Origin of the sequence: Pseudomonas sp. SF2, assembly GCF_036858055.1 — a bacterium.
GTDB lineage: Bacteria > Pseudomonadota > Gammaproteobacteria > Pseudomonadales > Pseudomonadaceae > Aquipseudomonas.
Genome location: NZ_JAMBDI010000024.1, coordinates 1 through 18,627 on the forward strand (window position 1 = coordinate 1; position 18,627 = coordinate 18,627).

Genomic DNA, 18,627 nt, shown 5'->3' on the forward strand with positions numbered 1-18,627 from the left:
CACCCCGGTTACTCCGCTGGCTAACGGCACGGTGGTCAACGCCGTGGCCGAGGACGCCGCCGGCAATACCAGTGGCCCGGCGAGTACCACGGTCGACTCGGTGGCACCATCGGCGCCGCTGCTGAGCATCAGTGCTGACGGTGCGCTGCTCACCGGTACCGCCGAGCCGAACAGCCAGGTGCGCATCGTGGTCGACGGCGATACCGCCAACCCGATCACGGTGAATGTCGACGGCAGCGGCAGCTTCAGCCTGCCGTTCGCGCCACCCCTGATCACCGGCGAGCTGATCGCCGGGGTCGCGGTGGACGCTGCCGGCAACCTCAGCGGCCCGGCGACGATCAACGCGCCAGACCTGGCGCCGCCGACCATCAGCGTACCGGAGGCCGCTGATACCTGGATCAACGCTGCCGAGATCAGCGACGGCATTCAGGTCGATGTGGCGATCCGTCCGACCCTGCAGGTCGGCCAGGTGATCACCGTCGCGTTCGCCGGGCAGAATGGTTATGAGACGCAGGTAACGCACACCATCACTGCCGGCGACATCCTGGCCGGCAGCGTCACCGTGACCATACCCCCTGGCGATGGCATGGGGCCGTTCCCGGAGGGCGCCTCGACCGTCACCGCCGATATCAATGGCGGTACCGCGTCGAACCCGGTGCCGTTCACCGTCGACACCATTCCGCCGGCAACACCGGTGCTGTCGCTAGTGGGCAGCATCCTGACCATCTCCACCGATCCGGGCACCGAGCTGACGGTCACCGTGGACGTCGGCGGGGTCACTGCCACCGCCACGGTAACTGCCGACAACAGCGGGCTGGCTTCGCTGAACCTGCTCACCGACCTGGACATCGACCTTACCCTGGACCAACTGCTCAATGCCCAAGTCTCCGTGATCGGTGAGGACCCGGCCGGCAACCCGAGCAATGTGGCGACCATCGGCGTCGGCAGCAGCATCGAGCAGCCAGTGACCATCGGCAACTTCGGCGTCGATGTCAGCCTCAACCCGCTGAACCCGAGGTTCGGTTTCAGCGGCACCACCGAACCGGACTCCAGCGTGGTGATCCGTGTCATCACCCCGGCGCTGAACGTTGAGTTACTGCCGATCCAGGCAGACAGCGCCGGTAACTTCTCGCTTAACCTGCTGAGCCCGACCGTCCTCACCCAGCTGGGGCTGAACATCACCGATATCCTCAACCTCGGTTCGCAGATCTCGTTCAACATCGTCGCCACCGACACCAACGGCAACGACAGCTCGGCATACGGCATCACCCTGACCCCTAACGGGCTGTCGCTGAATATCGGCCAGATCGATGTCAACGGTACTGCCGGGGACGATGTCATGTCCGGGGCGAGCGGCAGTTCGGAGCACATCAACGGAGGTGATGGCAACGACCTGATCTTCAACGTGGGGACCGGCGATCACGTAGTGGCCGGCAACGGCAACGATGCCATCCAGATCACTGCGACCGACTTCATCAGCATCGACGGCGGCGGAGGCTTTGACACCCTGATCCTGGCCGACGGCATCGACCTCGACTACAACGCCGTCGGCGTTGGCACGCTCTCCAACATCGAGCGTATCGACCTCGGCAAGGGCGACTCGGGGAGCGTGCTGACCCTGACTGCGGCAGAGGTGGACGCCATCACCGATGGCAACAACATCCTGCAGATCACCGGCGAGAACAACGACACCCTCAACGTGGTGGGTGCCGTGAACACCGGGACCACCCAGCAGGTCAACGGCATTACTTACGATGTCTACAACTTTGGCAGCAGTACCCTGCTGATCGAGGACAACACGGTACAGGTCGTGGTCTGATGCGCGGCCTGTCCGTGCTCAAGGGAAGGCGCCGCGGCGCGGGAGCCCTGTGGCTCCTGTGCCTCGGGCTGCCGTTGTCCGCCCCGGCCATCCCTCTCGACCAGGCGGTGCGGGCGGGGTTGGCGATTCACCCCCAGGTGCGTTCGGCGATGGCTGAGGCGGATCGTGCGGGCACCGAGGTGGAGATCGCCAAGGGTGGCTATTATCCCTCCGTCACTATGTCCGGGGGGCCGCAGGAGTTCGACGTTGGCGAGGTTGTCTACGACGTCACCGTATCGCAGATGCTGTATGACTGGGGACGGGTGACGAGCAAGGTCGACAGCGCCAGCGCAACCCGGCGCAAGCTGTCCGAGGCGGTGCTGGTGGCGCGCGACGATGCGGCGCTGGATATCGTAGAGACCTATCTCGACGTGCTTGCCTCGGAGCGCCGGGTGGAGACGGTGCGCCAGCACATCCAGCGCCTCGACGGCATCCGCGAGATGACCCAGGCGCGCGGCAGCGACGGTTACGCCGACCGCAGCGAACTGGACCGCGCCAACCTCGAACTGGCGCGTGCCCAGGAACAGTTGTCGCTGGAGAAGGGCAACCTGCAGGACGCGCGCAACCAGTACGCGATCCTGGTTGGCCAGGACCCCTCCGAACTGGTCGAGCCCGAGCCGATGTCGCTGCAGCGCTACCTGGCTGCCAGCGACGTGGCGCGGGTGATCCGCGAGTCGCCGTTGCAGCGCAAGGCGTTGGAGGACGCCAATGTCGCCGAGGCGCAAGTCCGCGAGGCCAAGGCTTCGCTGCTGCCGCAATTGAACCTGGAGGCATCCGCGCTGCGCCGGGAGATCGGTGGTCGCCCGGAAAGCGACTCGGTGATGTCGCTGCGCTTTCGCATGGACACCTTCCAGGGGCTTTCCAACTTCCGCCGGCCGACGGCTGCGCAACAGCGCCTGGAGTCGGCGCAATGGACGGCCGATGCGATGCAGCGTGACATCCGCCGGCAGCTGCAGACGCTGTTCGACAACGGTGACACGCTGCGCTGGCGGGAACAGTCGCTGAGCCAGCAGGTGACGGAGTCGGAACAGGTCGGCGAGCTGTACCGCGAGCAGTTCGAGGTCGGCCGGCGCGACGTGATCGACTTGCTCAACGTGCAGCGCGAACGCTTCGAGGCCGAGCGACAATTGATCAATCTGCACATCGAGCGCAAGCGCATCGAGTACCGGGCGGCCGCGCAAGTCGGGCTGTTGGGGGCATTACTGGAGAATCGGTTGAATCATGGAAGTTGAACAATCCCCGGATAATGTCGTGACCCTGAACCACGACGACCCGCTGCGCCAGGGCCTGCTGCTGCTGTGCCGGCAACTGGGCCGGCCGCTGGGCGACGCCGAGCTGGTCGACGGCCTGGCGCTGGAGCATGGACGCCTGCCGTTGCGCCTGGTCGCCCGCGCCCTGCGTCGCGCCGACATCACTGCCAGGGTCGCGGAGCTGCCGTTGCGGCAGATGGACGCCTACCTGCTGCCGGCCCTGCTGTTGCTCGACGATGGCCGCAGCCTGCTGCTGGTTGGCATCGAGGGTGAGCAGTACGAGGTGCTGGTGCCGCAGAGCGACGGCGGCCGTGAGTGCATGGCGCTGCCCGCGCTGGAGGCGCTTTACAGCGGCACGGCGGTGTTTGCCAAGTGCCGCTACCGCCCCGACGGGCGGGTTGGCGACTACGCCAGCGGCCTGCCGGAACACTGGTTCTTCGGGCCGCTCAAGCGGCTCTGGCGCTCCTACGCGGAAGTCACGGCGGCGGCCCTGGTGGCCAACGTCCTGGCCGTCGCCTCGGCGCTGTTCGCCATGCAGGTGTACGACCGCGTGGTGCCCAACGCGGCCTTCGATACCCTGTGGATACTCGCCAGCGGCGTGGCCCTGGCAATCATCGTCGACGGGGTATTGCGGATCCTTCGCGGGCACCTGCTGAACGTACTTGGCAAGCGCCTGGACCTGCAATTGTCGAGCCTGCTGTTCTCACGTGTGCTGAGCACCCGGATCGCCGCCAAACCGGCGTCGATGGGGGCGTTCAGCACCCAGGTGCGTGAGTTCGAGTCGGTCCGCGAGTTCTTCACCTCGTCCAGTGCCGCGCTGATCAGCGACCTGCCGTTCGTGGTGATCTTCCTGTTGATCATCGCCGTGATCGGTGGCCATGTGGTCTGGGTTCCGCTGGTGGCCTGCGTGTTGATGCTGCTGCCGGGGTTGCTGACCCAGCGCCTGCTGGGGCACCTGTCGCGGCAGAACCTGCGCGAGGGGGCGATGAAGAACAGCGTGCTGCTGGAAGCCTTCGAACACCTGGAGACGGTCAAGGCCGCGCGTGCCGAAGGCCGCTGCCGCCAGCAGTGGGAGACGCTCACCGGGGAACTGGCCGGTACTGCGATGAAGACCCATGCCCTGGCCTCGACCCTCAGCTACTCGGCCAGTATCGTCCAGCAGCTGTGCTATGTCGGGGTGGTGGTGTTCGGCGTCTACCGGATAAGCGACGGGGCGATGACCGTCGGTGCCCTGGTGGCTTGTTCGATCCTTGCCTCGCGGGCCATCGCACCCTTGTCCCAGGCTGCCGCCATCCTCGGCCGCTGGCAGCACACCAAGGTGGCCCTGGAGGGCCTCGACCAGTTGATGTCGGCCGAGCAGGAGCGTCCCGTCGGCAAGCGCTTCGTGCACCGCGAGCGGCTCCACGGGCATTACCGCCTCGAGGCGCTGCGCCTGGCCCACGGCGACAGCCCGCCGGTGGTCGACGTACAGGCGCTGAGCATCCAGGCCGGCGAGCGGGTGGCGCTGCTCGGCGGCAACGGTGCCGGCAAGTCGACCCTGTTGCGGCTGCTCAGTGGCCTGCTCGACGCGCAATCCGGCCGGCTGTTGCTGGACGACATCGCCCTGAGCCAGATCGACCCGGCCGACCGCCAGCGCGGCATCGGCTACTTGCCACAGGACGTGGCGCTGTTCCACGGCAGCCTGCGCGAAAACCTCAACCTGGCGAACGCTGCGTTGGGCGACGAGGAATTGCTGGACGCCCTCGATGGCGTGGGGCTGGGCACTTTCGTACGCGCCCACCCGCTGGGCCTGGACATGCCGATCCAGGGCAACGCCAGCCTCTCCGGCGGCCAGCGTCAGGCGGTCGGGCTGGCCCGGGTACTGCTACAGGACCCGCCGATCCTGTTGCTCGACGAGCCGACTGCGGCCTTCGACCAAAACAGCGAGAAACAGGTTATCGACTACCTGCAGAAGTGGCTTGGCCGGCGCACCTTGATCATCACCACCCACAAGAAAAGCGTGCTGGCGCTGGTGGACCGTGCGGTGGTGCTGCGCAACGGCCAGGTGATCATGGACGGCCCGCTGAACCAGGTGGTGCTGGGCAACCAGGTGCAGGCGCCGCAGGTCGCCGAAGGAGCTGGCCATGGCAACTGAAAAAAATTCAGTAGTGTTGCGCCGGCAACTGGCCGACCCCTTGCTGGCGACCACTCACCCGGTCTATCGCCCGCTGCTCTGGACCCTGCTCGGCAGCGTCGTGCTGTTCGTCGCCTGGGCCGCCTGGGCAGAGCTCGATGAGGTGACGCGCGGTGACGGGCGCGTGGTGCCGTTCAGTCGCATCCAGAAGATCCAGAGCCTGGAAGGGGGCATTCTCGACCGTCTGCTGGTGCAGGAGGGCGACCTGGTAGAGGTCGGCCAGCCGCTGTTGCGCCTCGACGAGACGCGCTTTCTCACCAATTTCCAGGAGTCGGCCAACCAGGCCGGCGTGCTGCGGGCGGCCATCGCCCGGCTGGACGCCGAGGTGCTGGGCAAGGCGGCCATCGAATTTCCCCCGGATATCGACCCGCAGGGGCCGCTGGCGCGTTCCGAACGCGAGCTGTTCAAGTCGCGGCGGGACAAGCTGCTCGAAGGTAGCCAGGCGATCCAGAGGCAGATCAGCCTGGCCCAGAGCCAGCTCGACCTGGTCCGCCCGCTGGTGGCCAAGCGTGCGGTGAGCCAGATGGAGGCTCTGCGGCTGAGCCAGGACATAGCTACCCTCAACGGCAAGCTGACCGAGCTGAAGAGCAGCTACTTCCAGGATGCCTACACCGAGCGCTCACAGCGCAAGGCCGACCTCAGTGCGCTGGAGCCGATCGTACAGCAGCGCCAGGACCAGTTGCGCCGTACCGGGATCGTTTCGCCGGTGCGTGGGCGGGTCAACACCGTGCTGATCAATACCCGTGGCGGGGTGATCCAGCCCGGCGAGGCGATCATGGAAGTGATTCCGGTGGAGGACCGCCTGCTGGTAGAGGCCAGGATCAAGCCGCGTGACGTGGCCTTCCTGGTGCCGGGCATGCCGGCCAAGGTGAAGATCACCGCCTACGACTTCAGCATCTATGGCGACCTCAAGGGCACCCTGGAGCAAATCAGCGCCGACACCATCGAAGAGGACACGCCCCACGGCAAGGAGTCGTACTACCAGGTGCTGATCCGCACTGACGGCAGCCAGCTCAAGCGCGGCGAGGAGGTGCTGCCGATCATCCCCGGCATGGTGGCCGAAGTGGATATCCTCAGTGGCAAGCGCAGCGTCCTCAATTACTTGCTGCGCCCGCTGATCAAGGCCCGTCTCTATTGAGCGGCAGTGTGCAGCGAGGCGTTGGAACGGGAATTGCTGTACCTCTGTAAATCTGTGCATTTGGGGATACGGCAATGTTTCCAGAAGATCTGTATGTCATGTTCCTCTTCGCCGTTGTCGTGCTGGCCCTCGATGTGGCAGCCATCGTGCTCTATCGGGGGGCCAAGCCCTGACCCCGCGTCTGGGGACTTTCACCCTGAACCGGGTTTTGGTCTACAGTGCGGGGACGTCCCCTTGTGTAAGGAAACAGCATGGCAATGCATCGATGGGCAGTCGTGGCTACTTCAATCGTGTTGGCAGTGGCATCTGCGCTCACTTATGCCGACCCGGGTAACGGTAAAGGGCAGGGCCATGGCAAGGACAAGGGCCAGCACAGTAAAGGTCACGGTGCCGCGTATGGTGGCCCGTCGATAAACCGTGGCGATGTGCTTGGCATTCTCGACGGGCACCGCAACTATTGGAGCGCAGGCGCGCCGCTGCCCCCCGGCATCCAGAAGAACCTGGCCCGTGGCAAGCCACTGCCACCGGGTATCGCCAAGAAGCTGGATGGCAGGCTGCTGGGGCAGCTCCCTCATTATGATGGCTATGAATGGATGCAGGCGGGTGTGGACCTGATCCTGGTGGCAGTCGCTACGGGGATCATCTACGAGGTTTTGAACGGCGCGCTGGATTGATGCTGTGAAGCGTTCCTGAAGCTGGACCTGGGTTCAACGTCAGGAGCGCCGTTCAGCCTGTCGGTGCAGGCTGGCTAATAGAGCCAGACTCAGGTTTTATCAGGTGCTTCCTGCACTTGCAGCACTGACCCCTTGTCGTCCGTCACCAGCAATCCGCTGGGCTGCGAGCCTTTCATTGGTTGTTCGGCGATCGGCATATCTGCGGTACGAAAGATACTGACGCCTTGTTCCCCTGCCTTCAGGGTTACGAGTTTTCCATCCTGATAGAAGTAGCGCGTGCGGACGGTGTTCTGTGGCATGACGTGTGCTCCCGTGTCTGTTGGTAGCTGCACTTTGTCAGTGTCCACCCGCCCATGCCACTGGCAGAAATATCAGGTGCAGCCTGGGTAGCAAGACCTTGGTTGATTAGTCAGTCAGTGCAACGCTCGTTAGAATGCAGCGTATTCTTGATGGCCAAATGCAAATGTCTACATTTCGTATCTTTCTCGCCGCTGTACTGGTCACCGGCCTTGCCGGCTGCGCAACCCCTGGCAAACCCACTGCCAGCAAACTGACCCACAAATCACCCCAGCAATACGCCGCCTGCGTACTGCCCAAGTGGCAAGCGCTGGCGCCACAGGCCACGCAGAAGTCGATCGCCCATGGCTACCGGCTGACGGCCCCCAGCGCTGTGGCATCCGATGACGTGTTGGACGTAGTCGATTCCCGCGAGGGTAGCCGCGCGACGTTCTACAAAGGCAGCTTTCTGTCTGGTGACAAATTGCGCCAGGCTGCCAAGGAATGCCTGGACTGAATCAGTAGCCCGAGCCGCTTGAGCCGCCCATGCTGGGCAGGCGGGCCCTGCGCTGGGCATTGCTCCATTCGGCGCAGGTCATGAAAGCGGTATTGTCCACTTTGCCGGTGCCGTCGAAGCTGACGCTGTAAGGTTGCCGGTTGTCGGCCTTGGTCAGCATGTAGTCGAAGCAGGTGCCGGGTACCACGGTGCGCTCAGTCTCGGCAGCGGGTTTGCCGCCGATCTGCATGACCTGGTCTTTGCTCATGCCGTTGTCGACTTTCGCAACCAGCGGCTGGTCGTGGTACAGCGCGGAGTTGGACGAGCAGGCAGAAAGCGCTGTCAGTGCAAAGATCAGCGCATGAAAGGGTTTGTTCATGGCAGTGCTCCGGTAGAGGATGCCAATCGCCTGATTGCCGGTTGGCAGCAGGGCGAGATCACGAACACTTGACCCCCTGTGGGAGCGGCTTTAGCCGCGAACACCGGCGCAGCCGGTGCCATGCAGCGCGTTGGATTCTTCGCGGCTAAAGCCGCTCCCACAGGGTACGCGGACCGCTTGCGAACTCCGTTCTCTACATGACAGCGCAACCCGAAAGGCTGGGCGATCTCCCACAGGGTTCGAGCAAGGCAATTGCTTGCTCTATCAGCCTACATCACCGCGCTTGTTCAGCTGCTCGCACTGCACCTGCGCATCCGTCCTGCTTGGATAGCTGGGCTTGAGCCGCTCCTTCGCTTGGTTGTCGTAAATGTCGAACCCCCCACAAACGGTAGCGGCGTAATAGCGGCTACCCACGCGGAACGACTCCTTTTCGATCGGTACAGCGGGAACGATAACGAATCTTGGTTGCATTTTTCGTGCCTCCCCAGGCAGAGACTTAAGTATTAGTCTGACCATGGATAAGCATCAAGGAGGCTCATGAATAAAACGCGGTTTTCGTGAACGACAGGTCCACGCCCGTACTGTCATCAAATGAAAACCCGCTGTCGTCCGATGCGAAGCACCCCGCCCACCAAGGGCATACAGTCCAATCACCCAGAACTGACGCCATGCGTCCAGATCGATGATTGGAGAGACAAGCATGTCCAAAGTCGTACGTTTCCATCAGACCGGCGGCCCCGAGGTGCTGCGCTACGAGGACGCCGAGGTCGGCGAGCCCGGCCCGGGGCAGGTGCGCTTGCGCCAGGTGGCGGTGGGGCTGAACTACGCCGATACCTATTTCCGCAACGGCACCTACCCGATCCCGCTGCCCAACGGCATTGGCGTGGAAGCGGCCGGCGTGGTCGAGGCGGTGGGTGAGGGCGTGACCCAGGTGGCGGTCGGTGACCGGGTCACCTACACCGGTTTCCTCAACACCCTGGGCGCTTATTGCACCGAGCGCCTGATCCCTGCTGCCGCGCTGATCAAGCTGCCAGATACCATCGCCTTCGAAACCGCGGCCGCCATGACCATGCGCGGCCTGACCTCCGCCTACCTGCTGCGTCGGCTCCATGATTTCAAACCCGGCGACAGCGTGCTGCTGCATGCCGCTGCTGGCGGGGTCGGCCTGATCGTCGCGCAGTGGGCGCGGCTGCTGGGGCTGAACGTGATCGGCACGGTGTCCACCGAGGCCAAGGCCGAAGTGGCGCGTGCCCATGGCTGCAACCACGTCATCAACTACAGCGTCGAGGACGTGGCCACGCGCGTGCGTGAGTTGACCGACGGGGTGGGGGTGAATGTGGTGTTCGACAGCGTTGGCAAGAACACCTTCATGGGCTCGCTCGATTCGCTCAAGCGCCGCGGCCTGATGGTATGCGTCGGCACGGCGTCGGGCACCATCCCGCCGTTCGACCCGCAGTTGCTGGCGATCAAGGGCTCGCTGCAGCTCACCCGCCCGGCACTGGCCGACTTCATCGCCGACCCGGCGGAAAAGGCCGACCTGGCCGGCGAGCTGTTCGACCACGTCGGCAGCGGGCGCATCCGTATCGAGATCAACCAGCACTACGCACTGCAGGATGCCGTCCAGGCCCACCGCGACCTGGAAGCGCGCAAGACCACCGGCTCGTCGATCTTCGTCATCTGAAGAGGGCAACAGCATGCACATCGAACAACTGACCTGCGCGATCGGGGCCGAGGTAAGTGGGGTCAACCTGGCCGACGCGATCCACGACGACGACCTGTTCGCCCAGCTGCGCGCGCAGTTGCTCCGGCACCGTGTGCTGTTCCTGCGCGACCAGCACTTCAGCCGCGCCGAACACGTGGCCTTTGCGCGCCGCTTCGGCGACCTGGAGGACCACCCGGTGGCCGGCAGCGACCCGGAACACCCGGGCCTGGTGCAGATCTACAAGCGCCCGGACCAGCCCAACGACCGCTATGAAAATGCCTGGCACACCGACGCCACCTGGCGCGAGGCCCCGCCGATGGGCTGTGTGCTGCGCTGCATCGAATGCCCGCCAGTGGGCGGCGACACGATGTGGGCGAACATGGTGCTGGCCTATGAAAACCTGCCAGGCGATGTGAAGGCCAAGATCGAAGGCCTGCGCGCCCGCCACAGCATCGAGGCCAGCTTTGGCGCCGCCATGCCGCTGGAAAAGCGCCTGGCGTTGAAGGCGCAGTTCCCCGATGCCGAGCACCCGGTGGTGCGCACGCACCCGGAAACCGGCGAGCAGGTGCTGTTCGTCAACGCCTTCACCACCCATTTCAGCAACTACCACACCCCGCAGCGGGTGCGCTTCGGCCAGGACGCCAACCCCGGTGCCAGCGACCTGCTGCGCTACCTGATCAGCCAGGCCTACCTGCCGGAGTACCAGGTGCGCTGGCGCTGGCAGCCCAACAGCGTGGCGATCTGGGACAACCGCAGCACCCAGCACTACGCCGTCATGGACTACCCGCCGTGCCACCGCAAGATGGAGCGCGCCGGGATCAAGGGCAGCCCCACGTTCTGAGTTCGTCGCCGTCGCTGGCGGCAACCGCACAATAACAATAGCGAGGACTACAGCATGCAATTCTTCGACGATTCGTTGCACCCGGAAAACATGGAAAAGGTGGTGATCACCGTGGCCCCCTATGGCCCGGAGTGGATGCCCGAAGACTTCCCGGAAGACATTCCCCTGACCATGGACGAGCAGGTGCAGAAGGCCGTCGACTGCTACGAGGCAGGCGCCACCGTGTTGCACCTGCATGTGCGTGAACTGGACGGCAAAGGCTCCAAGCGCCTGTCCAAGTTCAACGAGCTGATCGCCGGGGTGCGTGAGGCGGTGCCGGACATGATCATCCAGGTTGGCGGGTCGATTTCCTTCGCCCCGGAAAGCGAAGGCGAGGCGGCCAAGTGGCTGTCGGACGACACCCGGCACATGCTCGCCGAGCTGACGCCGCGCCCCGACCAGGTGACCGTGGCCATCAACACCACGCAGATGAACATCATGGAGTTGCTGTACCCCGAGTACCTGGAAGGCACCTCGCTGGCCAGCCCGGCGATTCATGCCGCCTACAGCGAGATGACCGTGCCGGCCGGCCCGGCCTGGGTCCGCGAGCACCTGCGCCGCCTGCAGGCCAGCAACATCCAGCCGCATTTCCAGCTGACCGGCATGCATGCCCTGGAGACGCTCGAGCGCATCGTCCGCCGCGGTGACTACATGGGGCCGCTGAACCTGACCTGGATCGGCATCGGCGGCGGCTTCGACGGCCCCAACCCGTTCAACTTCTTCAACTTCATCCACCGCGCGCCGGACGGTTGCACCCTGACCGCGGAATCGTTGCTGAAGAACGTGCTGCCGTTCAACACCATGGCCCTGGCGATGGGCCTGCACCCGCGCTGCGGCAACGAAGACACCATCATCGACCAGCATGGCAAGCGCTTCACCTCGGTGCAGCAGATCCAGCAGACTGTGCGCGTGGCCCACGAGCTGGGCCGCGAGATTGCCAGCGGCAAGGAAGCACGCGCCCTTTACCGCATCGGGCAGCAGTACGACAGTATCGAGCAGACCTTGAAGGCCAACGGCATGGCGCCGAATCGCCAGCCGGGTGTGAAGGGTGTGCCGCAGCGTACCTGACACGGCAGGCACGTCCTCTTCGCGGGCATGCCCGCTCCCACAGGTGCGGTGTTGGCCCAACGGTTGACGCGGTACCTGTGGGAGCGGGCGAGCCCGCGAAGAGGGCCGCAAAAGCAACATGAATGTTGGCTGTAACCCATAACAACAAGAACAACCTCACGCCCCACACCCAAGGAGGCAACATGGCCACCTATCTCGCCAGTGCCGAAGATTCCGGCACCGACACCGCCCACAGCGTCCCCCGGCGCTATGCCTGGGTGGTCTTCGCCCTGACCTTTGGCCTGTTGATCTCCGACTACATGTCGCGCCAGGTGCTCAACGCGGTGTTCCCGCTGCTCAAGGGCGAATGGGCATTGAGCGACAGCCAGCTCGGCTTGCTCAGCGGCATCGTCGCGCTGATGGTCGGCCTGCTGACATTTCCGCTGTCGCTGTTGGCCGACCGCTTCGGCCGGGTACGCAGCCTGGTGCTGATGGCGGTACTGTGGAGCCTGGCCACCCTCGGCTGCGCCCTGGCGGAAAACTACCCGCAGATGTTCATCGCACGGTTTCTGGTCGGGGTGGGCGAGGCGGCCTACGGCAGTGTCGGCATTGCAGTGGTGGTCGCCGTGTTCCCCCGCGACATGCGCTCGACCCTGGCCGGGGCGTTCATGGCCGGTGGCATGTTCGGCTCGGTGCTGGGCATGGCCCTGGGCGGTGTGCTGGCCCAGCACCTGGGCTGGCGCTGGGCATTCGCCGGCATGGCGCTGTTCGGCCTGGTGCTGGCGATGCTGTACCCACTGATCGTCAAGGAGGCGCGTATTGTGCCTCGGTGCGCGCAGCATTTGCAGGGCAAGGCCAGTCGCCCGCTGCGCACGCTGTACAGCAGCCGTTCGGTCATCGCGGCCTACGTCGGCAGTGGGCTGCAGCTGTTCGTCGGCGGCACCGTGATCGTGTGGATGCCCAGTTACCTGAACCGCTATTACGCCATGGGCACCGACCGCGCCGGGGCGATTGCCGCGGTCATCGTGCTGTGCAGCGGCATCGGCATGATCCTCTGTGCCATGCTCTGCGACCGCCTCGGGCGGCAGCGCCCGGACCGCAAGATCAGCCTGGCAATTGCCTACTGCCTGGGCAGTTGTGCGCTGCTGTCCATCGCTTTCGCACTGCCAGCCGGCACCGCGCAACTGGTGCTTATCTGCCTGGGCATGATGATTGCCGCCGGCACCAACGGCCCGTCCAGTGCCATGGTCGCCAACCTCACCCACGCCTCGGTGCACGGCACCGCGTTCGCAACCCTGACCCTGGCCAACAACCTGTTGGGCCTGGCAACCGGGCCGCTGATCACTGGGCGCGTTTCCGACCTGATCGGCCTGCATGCCGCCTTCCAGCTGGTGCCGCTGATGAGCATCGGCGCGGCGGCCGTGTTTTTCCTTGCCAAACGTCATTACCACCGCGACATGGAGCGTCTGCATGCACCGGCACAGAACGCTGCTGGCGTACCCCGGGAGTTGAAACCGTGAAACAGCTGTTGTCCGTCGAAGTGTTCTTCGATTTCGTCTGCCCGTGGTGCCTGATTGGCCAGCGGCACCTGCAGGCCGCCCTGTTGCTGTTGCAGCGCGAACAGCCGCAAGTGCAAGTACAACTGCAATGGCGAGGTGTGCAGTTGTTGCCTGGCTTGCCAGCTGGTGGCGTGCCGTTCCATGCCTTTTATCTGCAGCGCCTGGGCAGCGAGGAGGCGGTGCGCGAGCGCCAGGCCCAGGTGCGCGCCGCTGCTCGCGTGGTCGGTGAGGACATCGACTTCACGCGTATTCGCCGCATGCCCAACACCGCCAATGCCCATCGGCTGCTGCAACGGGCCACCCGGCTGCTGGATGCATCGCAACTGGAAAACCTGCTGGCACAGCTGTTCATCGCCTATTTCCACCAGGGCCGCGACCTGGGGGATAGCCGCACATTGCTCGACATCGCCCAGTGTTGTGGGCTGGAGGCCGTACAGGTTGCCGACTGCCTGCGTGACGACAGCAGCCCGTTCCTCGATGGGGCAGGGCGCGCAGGCAGTGCCGTGCCGCGTTTCCGCTTCAATCAGGGGCCGCTCATCGCTGGCGCGCAGCCTGCCGAGGTGCTGTTTGCGGCCATGACCGAAGCGCTGCAAGAGGTTGAACGGGTATGACCCGGCGTATTGCACTGGCCCCCCATCAGGTGCCGGAACGTAACGGCCGCGTGCTGCTGGCCTGCGAAGGGCGCAGCGTGGCGCTGTTCAACGTGGCCGACTCGCTCTATGCCATCGAAGACAGCTGCCCGCACCAGGGCGCATCGTTGTGCGGCGGGCGGCTGGAGGGCCGTGTCATCCAGTGCTGCGCGCATGGCCTGCGCTTTGACCTGGCCAGCGGCTACCTGGTCAATTCCAGGGCTTTGAAGGTTGCCAGCTACCCGGTCGAGCAGCAGGGCGGGCAGGTCTACATCGTGTTTGACAGTGAGGAAGCGGGGCAATGAATACACTGGCACTGAGCGCTACCCATCAGCGTATCCGCACCCTCGCCCCGGGAGTGGTGGTCAGCCTTATCGTCGGCGCGGCCGCCAGTTTCCTCAGCGAGCATTACGCGGCGCCGGTCATGCTGTTTGCCCTGCTGCTGGGGATGGCACTGAACTTTCTCGCGGTCGACGGCCCCTGCAAGGCCGGTATCGAATTTACCGCCCGCACGGTACTGCGCCTGGGTGTGGCGCTGCTTGGCATGCGCATCACCCTGGACCAGATCGCCAGCCTGGGCTGGAAACCCGTGGTCCTGGTCATCACCCTGGTGGTGGTGACGATCCTGGCCTCGGTGGTGGTGGCCAAGGTGCTGGGTTTTTCACGGCTGTTCGGCATGCTCACCGGCGGTGCCACGGCCATTTGCGGTGCCTCGGCGGCGCTGGCACTGGCAGCGGCCTTGCCCCAGCACCCGCGCAAAGAGCATGCAACGCTGTTCACCGTGATCGGCGTGTCGGCGCTGTCGACCCTGGCGATGATCCTCTACCCGATGATCGCCCAGTGGTTGCACCTGTCACCCGCGCAGGCCGGGGTCTTCCTCGGTGCGACCATCCACGACGTGGCGCAGGTGGTGGGGGCCGGCTACAGCATGTCCACCGAGACCGGTGACATTGCCACGGTGGTCAAGCTGATGCGGGTGGCCATGCTGTTGCCGGTCATTGTCTGCGCGGCCATGATCACCCGGCGCCAGGGCCTGGAGGCCGGTGGCCAGCGGCCGCCCTTGCTGCCATGGTTCGCCGTCGGCTTCCTGCTGCTGGCCTGCGTCAACAGCACAGGCTGGGTGCCCGCCGCGGTGCAGGGCGGTATCAACGACCTGTCGCGTGGCTGCCTGGTGGTGGCGATCAGTGCCCTGGGCATGAAAACCCAACTCAAGGCGCTGGCTTCGGTCGGGGTAAAACCTATTGCGCTGATGGTAGGGGAGAGCGTGTTTCTGGTGTTGCTGGTGCTGGGGCTGATGCACTGGTGCCTGTAGGACACTTCGTGAATATTACCGTAGATACAGCATAGGGCGCCGGGCTCGCTTCGGACTTTTTTCGTCAATGCTTTTATTTAGGACCTGGCAAAACTGTCAGTTGCTATTGTCGTGCAAGTGATAGACGCTTCACGTTGCAGTTTGTTCATGACTGTCAGTGTATTTCTAACGGTGCTTTGGAGCGTTGAGGAATTAAAAATGCTTGCTACTGACTCCCGAGGAACGATATTGCTGGTGTGGGGTGCGATGGAAGAAGTCGAAAATCGAACCTATTCTCCTTATGGGTTTGTCTTGAAAAATGATACAGGGGAGATTTTGCTGGCTTACATGGGCGAAATGTTAGATGTATTCGTCGGGTGTTACTTGCTAGGAAGCGGCTATAGAGCATATCGCCCCTCACTCATGCGGTTCATCTCGCCTGACGGGTTGAGTCCTTTTGCTGAAGGGGGTATAAACTGTTATGCTGGTCTGGCCAACGACCCTATTAATAATATTGATCCAAGCGGGCGCTCAATTCTGAACTATATCAAGGCTAAAGTGCCTTTCGGGCTGGCACCGCACACAAGGGCGCGATACAAGACTATCCAGAAATTTGGGTTATCTGAGGTCAGCCCCCTCCAGTCTACTGAGAATCGTAATGGTCGCTTGGATAAGAGTGCACTTTTTAAACACAATCCAGAAGCCGTAAAATCACGCATGCACCAAGATTTTCGTCGAATTGACACTGTAGGGGACGCCCAGGCTTTAGTGGGTACACGGCATAAGTTTATTTTTACGAGCAGAGGGGAGTTGCTCACGGGGAACGTTGGCGGCGGATATTTTGCTCATCCTGATTTGAGGGTAATGTCCAAGGGGCGCGATAATAATGTTGTAGCTGCGGGGATGATTGCCTTTAGGGATGGAAAAATTTTGCTTTCGGGAAATACAGGGCACTACCGTGCAAGTCAAAGCGAGCGCCCCAATAGTTTTGATCCGGTTATTTACTATCTTGGTAAATTGGGTGTAGATGCGGAATTGATTAGGGGTAATCCAAGTTTCTTTCCTTAGGCGCATGTGCTCTGCTTTTATGTGGCATCTGTCATGTCCAGTAGTAGTTGTCAATGTGGCTTGCAAGGCGCGCGGCTTTTTGTTCTCGCTGGATAAGTGGTAACGAGTTAGTGTGTAAGTTACATATTTGGCAAGGCCGGACTTTCAGAGTGCGGCAGCAGGCACAGCCTCGGCTCAAGGTTGCAGTGTTCAGGTCCTAAAGCTTTTGTAAATAATACGAAAGTTGGTTTCAATAGCGTGCGCCGCTAGTTTCACTGCGTTTTGGACACTGTGCTATTAGTATGTTAACCGATCAGATGGCCTGAGTAAGCCGGGCTCGGGCTTGCACTTCATCAAGCACAGCGGGATGACGGGGTGCATTCGATAGTGGTCGCAGTTGCGCCGTAGTAGCTCGGCTTCTTAATCCCTCTGCACATCCCGCTGGGCCCGCCAACTGGCCGGCGGCATGCCGAACTGGGCGATGAACCAGCGGGTGAACGAGCTGGGCATCGAATAACCCAGCATGTCGGCGATACGCCCCAGCGAATAGCCGGGGTTTTCCAGGTAGCGCATCACCAGGTCACGGCGCACGCTGTTGATCAGGTCCTTGAAGGTCAACCCGCTTTCTTCCAGGCGCCGCTGCAGGGTGCGCACGTTCATGCCCTGGGTCTGTGCCACCTGCTCGATGGTGGCGCGGCCCATGGGCAGCAGCAGGTAGATGGTCTTGCGTAGCTCCAGCTCCAGCGACGGCGTGCCGCCCGCCGGCAGGCTGTCCAGATAGCGTTGCGCCAGGCGCGCCATGGCATCGTTGGCCTGCGGGCTGGCGCTGTCGAGGTCGGCGGCCGGGCAGACGATGCCGTTGAACTCGCTGCCGAACACCAGCGTGCAGCCGAAAATGCGCCGGTGAGTGGCCAGATCGGCAGGCGCCGCGTGGGTGAAGTTGGCACTGACCGGGTGCCAGTGGGCACCTAGCAGTGCCGCGCACAGGCGCATCATCACGCCAATGGCAAGCTCGGTGGCCTGGCGACTGCAGGGCGCGCGTTCGTTGACTACCTCCTCGCGAATGACCACGGTCTTGCCGGCTTCTTCGATGTGGATGGCCAGGGCGTCGTTGAGCAGGTGGCGGTACTGCACGATCACCTGCAGCGCATCACGCAGGGTGCGTTGGTGGCTGAGCAGCAGGCTGATTTCGCCGAAGTCCGACAGTTGCCGCAACTCGGCCATGCGCAGGCCGAAGCTTTCGCAGCGGGTGGCGCTGGCGGAGGCCTCCAGCAAGGTGATGACGCTGGCAACCGGGATCCGCCGGTTGGGGTCATCGAGCAACGCGGCGCTGAGGCCAACCTGTGCCAACAGTGCATGGGGATTGAGGCCCAGGTGGCGGGACACCTCAAGGTAATTGGTCAAACTGGCGGCACGGACTAGGGCAGGCATCTTTTGTTGTTTTCCATGCGGTTTCTTGTTGTTGGGTATGCCGACATGCGTTTTGTGTCTTATAGACTGCGTGTCATGAATTGAAAAGCAAAGCCTTGTATGGGCCATTGTCATCAAATGAAAAGCCCCTGACGCCCAATGTGAAGCACCCAGTGGGTGGGCTGTTTACTGTGAACCTCAAGAGCTACACCGCACACGAGGTTCACCGTGGAAAAACTGCAAACCACTGCCACCGTGCTGATCGTCCCCGGCCTGCGCGACCATGTCGCCGAGCACTGGCAGACCCTGCTCGCAGGCCGCCTGGCCAAGGTGCGCAGCGTACCGCCACTGCGGGTCGATGGCCTGTGCTGCACGGCCCGGGTCGAGGCGATCCAGCGCGAGCTGGACCAGATCGAAGGTGAAGTGATTCTGGTAGCCCACAGTGCTGGCGTGCTGATTGTCGCCCACTGGGCGGCGCGCTACCGGCGGCCGATCAAGGGTGCATTGCTGGCGGCGCCACCTGACCTGAGCGCGCAATGGCCGGCCCACTACCCAAGCCCGACCAGCCTGGCCGAGCGCGGCTGGTCGCCATTACCCCTTGAGCCGCTGCCGTTCCCCAGCATTGTCGCGGCCAGCAGCAATGATCACCTGGCCAGCTTTAGCGCGGCCAGCACCCTGGCCCAAGGCTGGGGTAGCGAACTGGTCGCACTGGGGGCTGTCGGCCACCTCAACCCGGCCTCCGGCTTCGGCCCCTGGCCGCAGGCCGAGGCCTTCATCCAGCGACTGGACCAGCCCAACCTGCAATAGCGCATGGACGC

The 18,627-nt window shown here is 63.5% G+C and carries 19 protein-coding genes; 15 read left to right on the plus strand and 4 right to left on the minus strand.

Going from position 1 to position 18,627, the window contains the following annotated elements:
• The 5 genes from M2S36_RS15655 to M2S36_RS15675 form a co-directional block, all read left to right on the plus strand.
• Window positions 1-1,819 (plus strand): Ig-like domain-containing protein (locus M2S36_RS15655; RefSeq protein ID WP_333957424.1); only part of this gene is annotated, 1,819 nt, incomplete at its 5' end.
• The gene (locus M2S36_RS15660) at window positions 1,819-3,090 is read left to right on the plus strand and encodes a TolC family protein (protein ID WP_075045129.1); all 1,272 of its coding nucleotides are present in this window, start codon (window positions 1,819-1,821) and stop codon (window positions 3,088-3,090) included. The genes M2S36_RS15655 and M2S36_RS15660, both read left to right, overlap by 1 nt.
• A complete protein-coding gene (locus M2S36_RS15665; protein WP_207837228.1) occupies window positions 3,080-5,242 on the plus strand; it encodes a type I secretion system permease/ATPase in 2,163 nt (720 codons plus the stop codon). Before M2S36_RS15660 ends, M2S36_RS15665 begins: the two co-directional genes overlap by 11 nt.
• On the plus strand, window positions 5,232-6,419 hold the full coding sequence (locus M2S36_RS15670) for an HlyD family efflux transporter periplasmic adaptor subunit (protein ID WP_207837229.1): 1,188 nt from the start codon (window positions 5,232-5,234) through the stop codon (window positions 6,417-6,419). Before M2S36_RS15665 ends, M2S36_RS15670 begins: the two co-directional genes overlap by 11 nt.
• Window positions 6,420-6,670: 251 nt before the next feature.
• Window positions 6,671-7,093, plus strand: coding sequence for an anti-virulence regulator CigR family protein (locus M2S36_RS15675; RefSeq protein ID WP_333957425.1), 423 nt, complete (start codon window positions 6,671-6,673; stop codon window positions 7,091-7,093).
• Window positions 7,094-7,182: 89 nt separating this feature from the next.
• Here the strand turns inward: M2S36_RS15675 and M2S36_RS15680 are convergent, their stop codons facing one another.
• Window positions 7,183-7,392 carry a hypothetical protein gene (locus tag M2S36_RS15680; protein WP_333957426.1) on the minus strand — a complete coding sequence of 70 codons (210 nt, stop codon included), beginning with the start codon at window positions 7,390-7,392 and terminating at the stop codon, window positions 7,183-7,185.
• Window positions 7,393-7,526: 134 nt separating this feature from the next.
• Here M2S36_RS15680 and M2S36_RS15685 point away from each other — a divergent pair, with 134 nt between their 5' ends.
• Window positions 7,527-7,886 (plus strand): hypothetical protein, encoded by a 360-nt coding sequence (locus tag M2S36_RS15685; RefSeq protein WP_207837238.1) that lies wholly within the window; start codon window positions 7,527-7,529, stop codon window positions 7,884-7,886.
• A 1-nt stretch (window position 7,887) separates the two neighbouring features.
• Here M2S36_RS15685 and osmE read toward each other — a convergent pair whose 3' ends face one another.
• A complete protein-coding gene (gene osmE, locus M2S36_RS15690) occupies window positions 7,888-8,244 on the minus strand; it encodes an osmotically-inducible lipoprotein OsmE (protein WP_333957427.1) in 357 nt (118 codons plus the stop codon).
• Window positions 8,245-8,508: 264 nt separating this feature from the next.
• Entirely contained in the window at window positions 8,509-8,715 is a 207-nt protein-coding gene (locus M2S36_RS15695) for a hypothetical protein (protein WP_063914793.1), read from the minus strand.
• Window positions 8,716-8,944: 229 nt separating this feature from the next.
• Between M2S36_RS15695 and M2S36_RS15700 the strand changes: the two genes are divergently transcribed.
• The 8 genes from M2S36_RS15700 to M2S36_RS15735 all read left to right on the plus strand — a co-directional run bounded on the left by M2S36_RS15700 (window position 8,945) and on the right by M2S36_RS15735 (window position 16,420).
• Window positions 8,945-9,925: a quinone oxidoreductase family protein gene (locus M2S36_RS15700; RefSeq protein ID WP_207837244.1), complete on the plus strand. Its 981-nt coding sequence runs from the start codon at window positions 8,945-8,947 to the stop codon at window positions 9,923-9,925.
• 13 nt (window positions 9,926-9,938) lie between these two features.
• Complete coding sequence (locus M2S36_RS15705) at window positions 9,939-10,787, plus strand: TauD/TfdA dioxygenase family protein (protein WP_233694792.1); 849 nt, start codon at window positions 9,939-9,941, stop codon at window positions 10,785-10,787.
• A gap of 54 nt (window positions 10,788-10,841) precedes the next feature.
• Window positions 10,842-11,894, plus strand: coding sequence for a 3-keto-5-aminohexanoate cleavage protein (locus M2S36_RS15710; RefSeq protein WP_333957428.1), 1,053 nt, complete (start codon window positions 10,842-10,844; stop codon window positions 11,892-11,894).
• 182 nt (window positions 11,895-12,076) lie between these two features.
• Window positions 12,077-13,393, plus strand: a complete 1,317-nt coding sequence (locus M2S36_RS15715; RefSeq protein ID WP_207837250.1) for an MFS transporter — start codon at window positions 12,077-12,079, stop codon at window positions 13,391-13,393.
• On the plus strand, window positions 13,390-14,043 hold the full coding sequence (locus M2S36_RS15720; protein ID WP_333957429.1) for a DsbA family protein: 654 nt from the start codon (window positions 13,390-13,392) through the stop codon (window positions 14,041-14,043). Before M2S36_RS15715 ends, M2S36_RS15720 begins: the two co-directional genes overlap by 4 nt.
• The gene (locus M2S36_RS15725) at window positions 14,040-14,366 is read left to right on the plus strand and encodes a Rieske (2Fe-2S) protein (protein ID WP_063914787.1); all 327 of its coding nucleotides are present in this window, start codon (window positions 14,040-14,042) and stop codon (window positions 14,364-14,366) included. The genes M2S36_RS15720 and M2S36_RS15725 overlap by 4 nt, the downstream gene beginning before the upstream one ends.
• Complete coding sequence (locus M2S36_RS15730) at window positions 14,363-15,373, plus strand: YeiH family protein (protein WP_333957430.1); 1,011 nt, start codon at window positions 14,363-14,365, stop codon at window positions 15,371-15,373. The genes M2S36_RS15725 and M2S36_RS15730 overlap by 4 nt, the downstream gene beginning before the upstream one ends.
• Before the next feature lie 198 nt (window positions 15,374-15,571).
• A complete protein-coding gene (locus M2S36_RS15735) occupies window positions 15,572-16,420 on the plus strand; it encodes an RHS repeat-associated core domain-containing protein (protein ID WP_333957431.1) in 849 nt (282 codons plus the stop codon).
• A gap of 399 nt (window positions 16,421-16,819) precedes the next feature.
• Here the strand turns inward: M2S36_RS15735 and M2S36_RS15745 are convergent, their stop codons facing one another.
• Window positions 16,820-17,830: an AraC family transcriptional regulator gene (locus tag M2S36_RS15745; protein WP_233694795.1), complete on the minus strand. Its 1,011-nt coding sequence runs from the start codon at window positions 17,828-17,830 to the stop codon at window positions 16,820-16,822.
• Window positions 17,831-18,037: 207 nt separating this feature from the next.
• Between M2S36_RS15745 and M2S36_RS15750 the strand changes: the two genes are divergently transcribed.
• Window positions 18,038-18,616, plus strand: coding sequence for an RBBP9/YdeN family alpha/beta hydrolase (locus M2S36_RS15750; protein ID WP_333957432.1), 579 nt, complete (start codon window positions 18,038-18,040; stop codon window positions 18,614-18,616).
• Window positions 18,617-18,627: the final 11 nt, after the last annotated feature.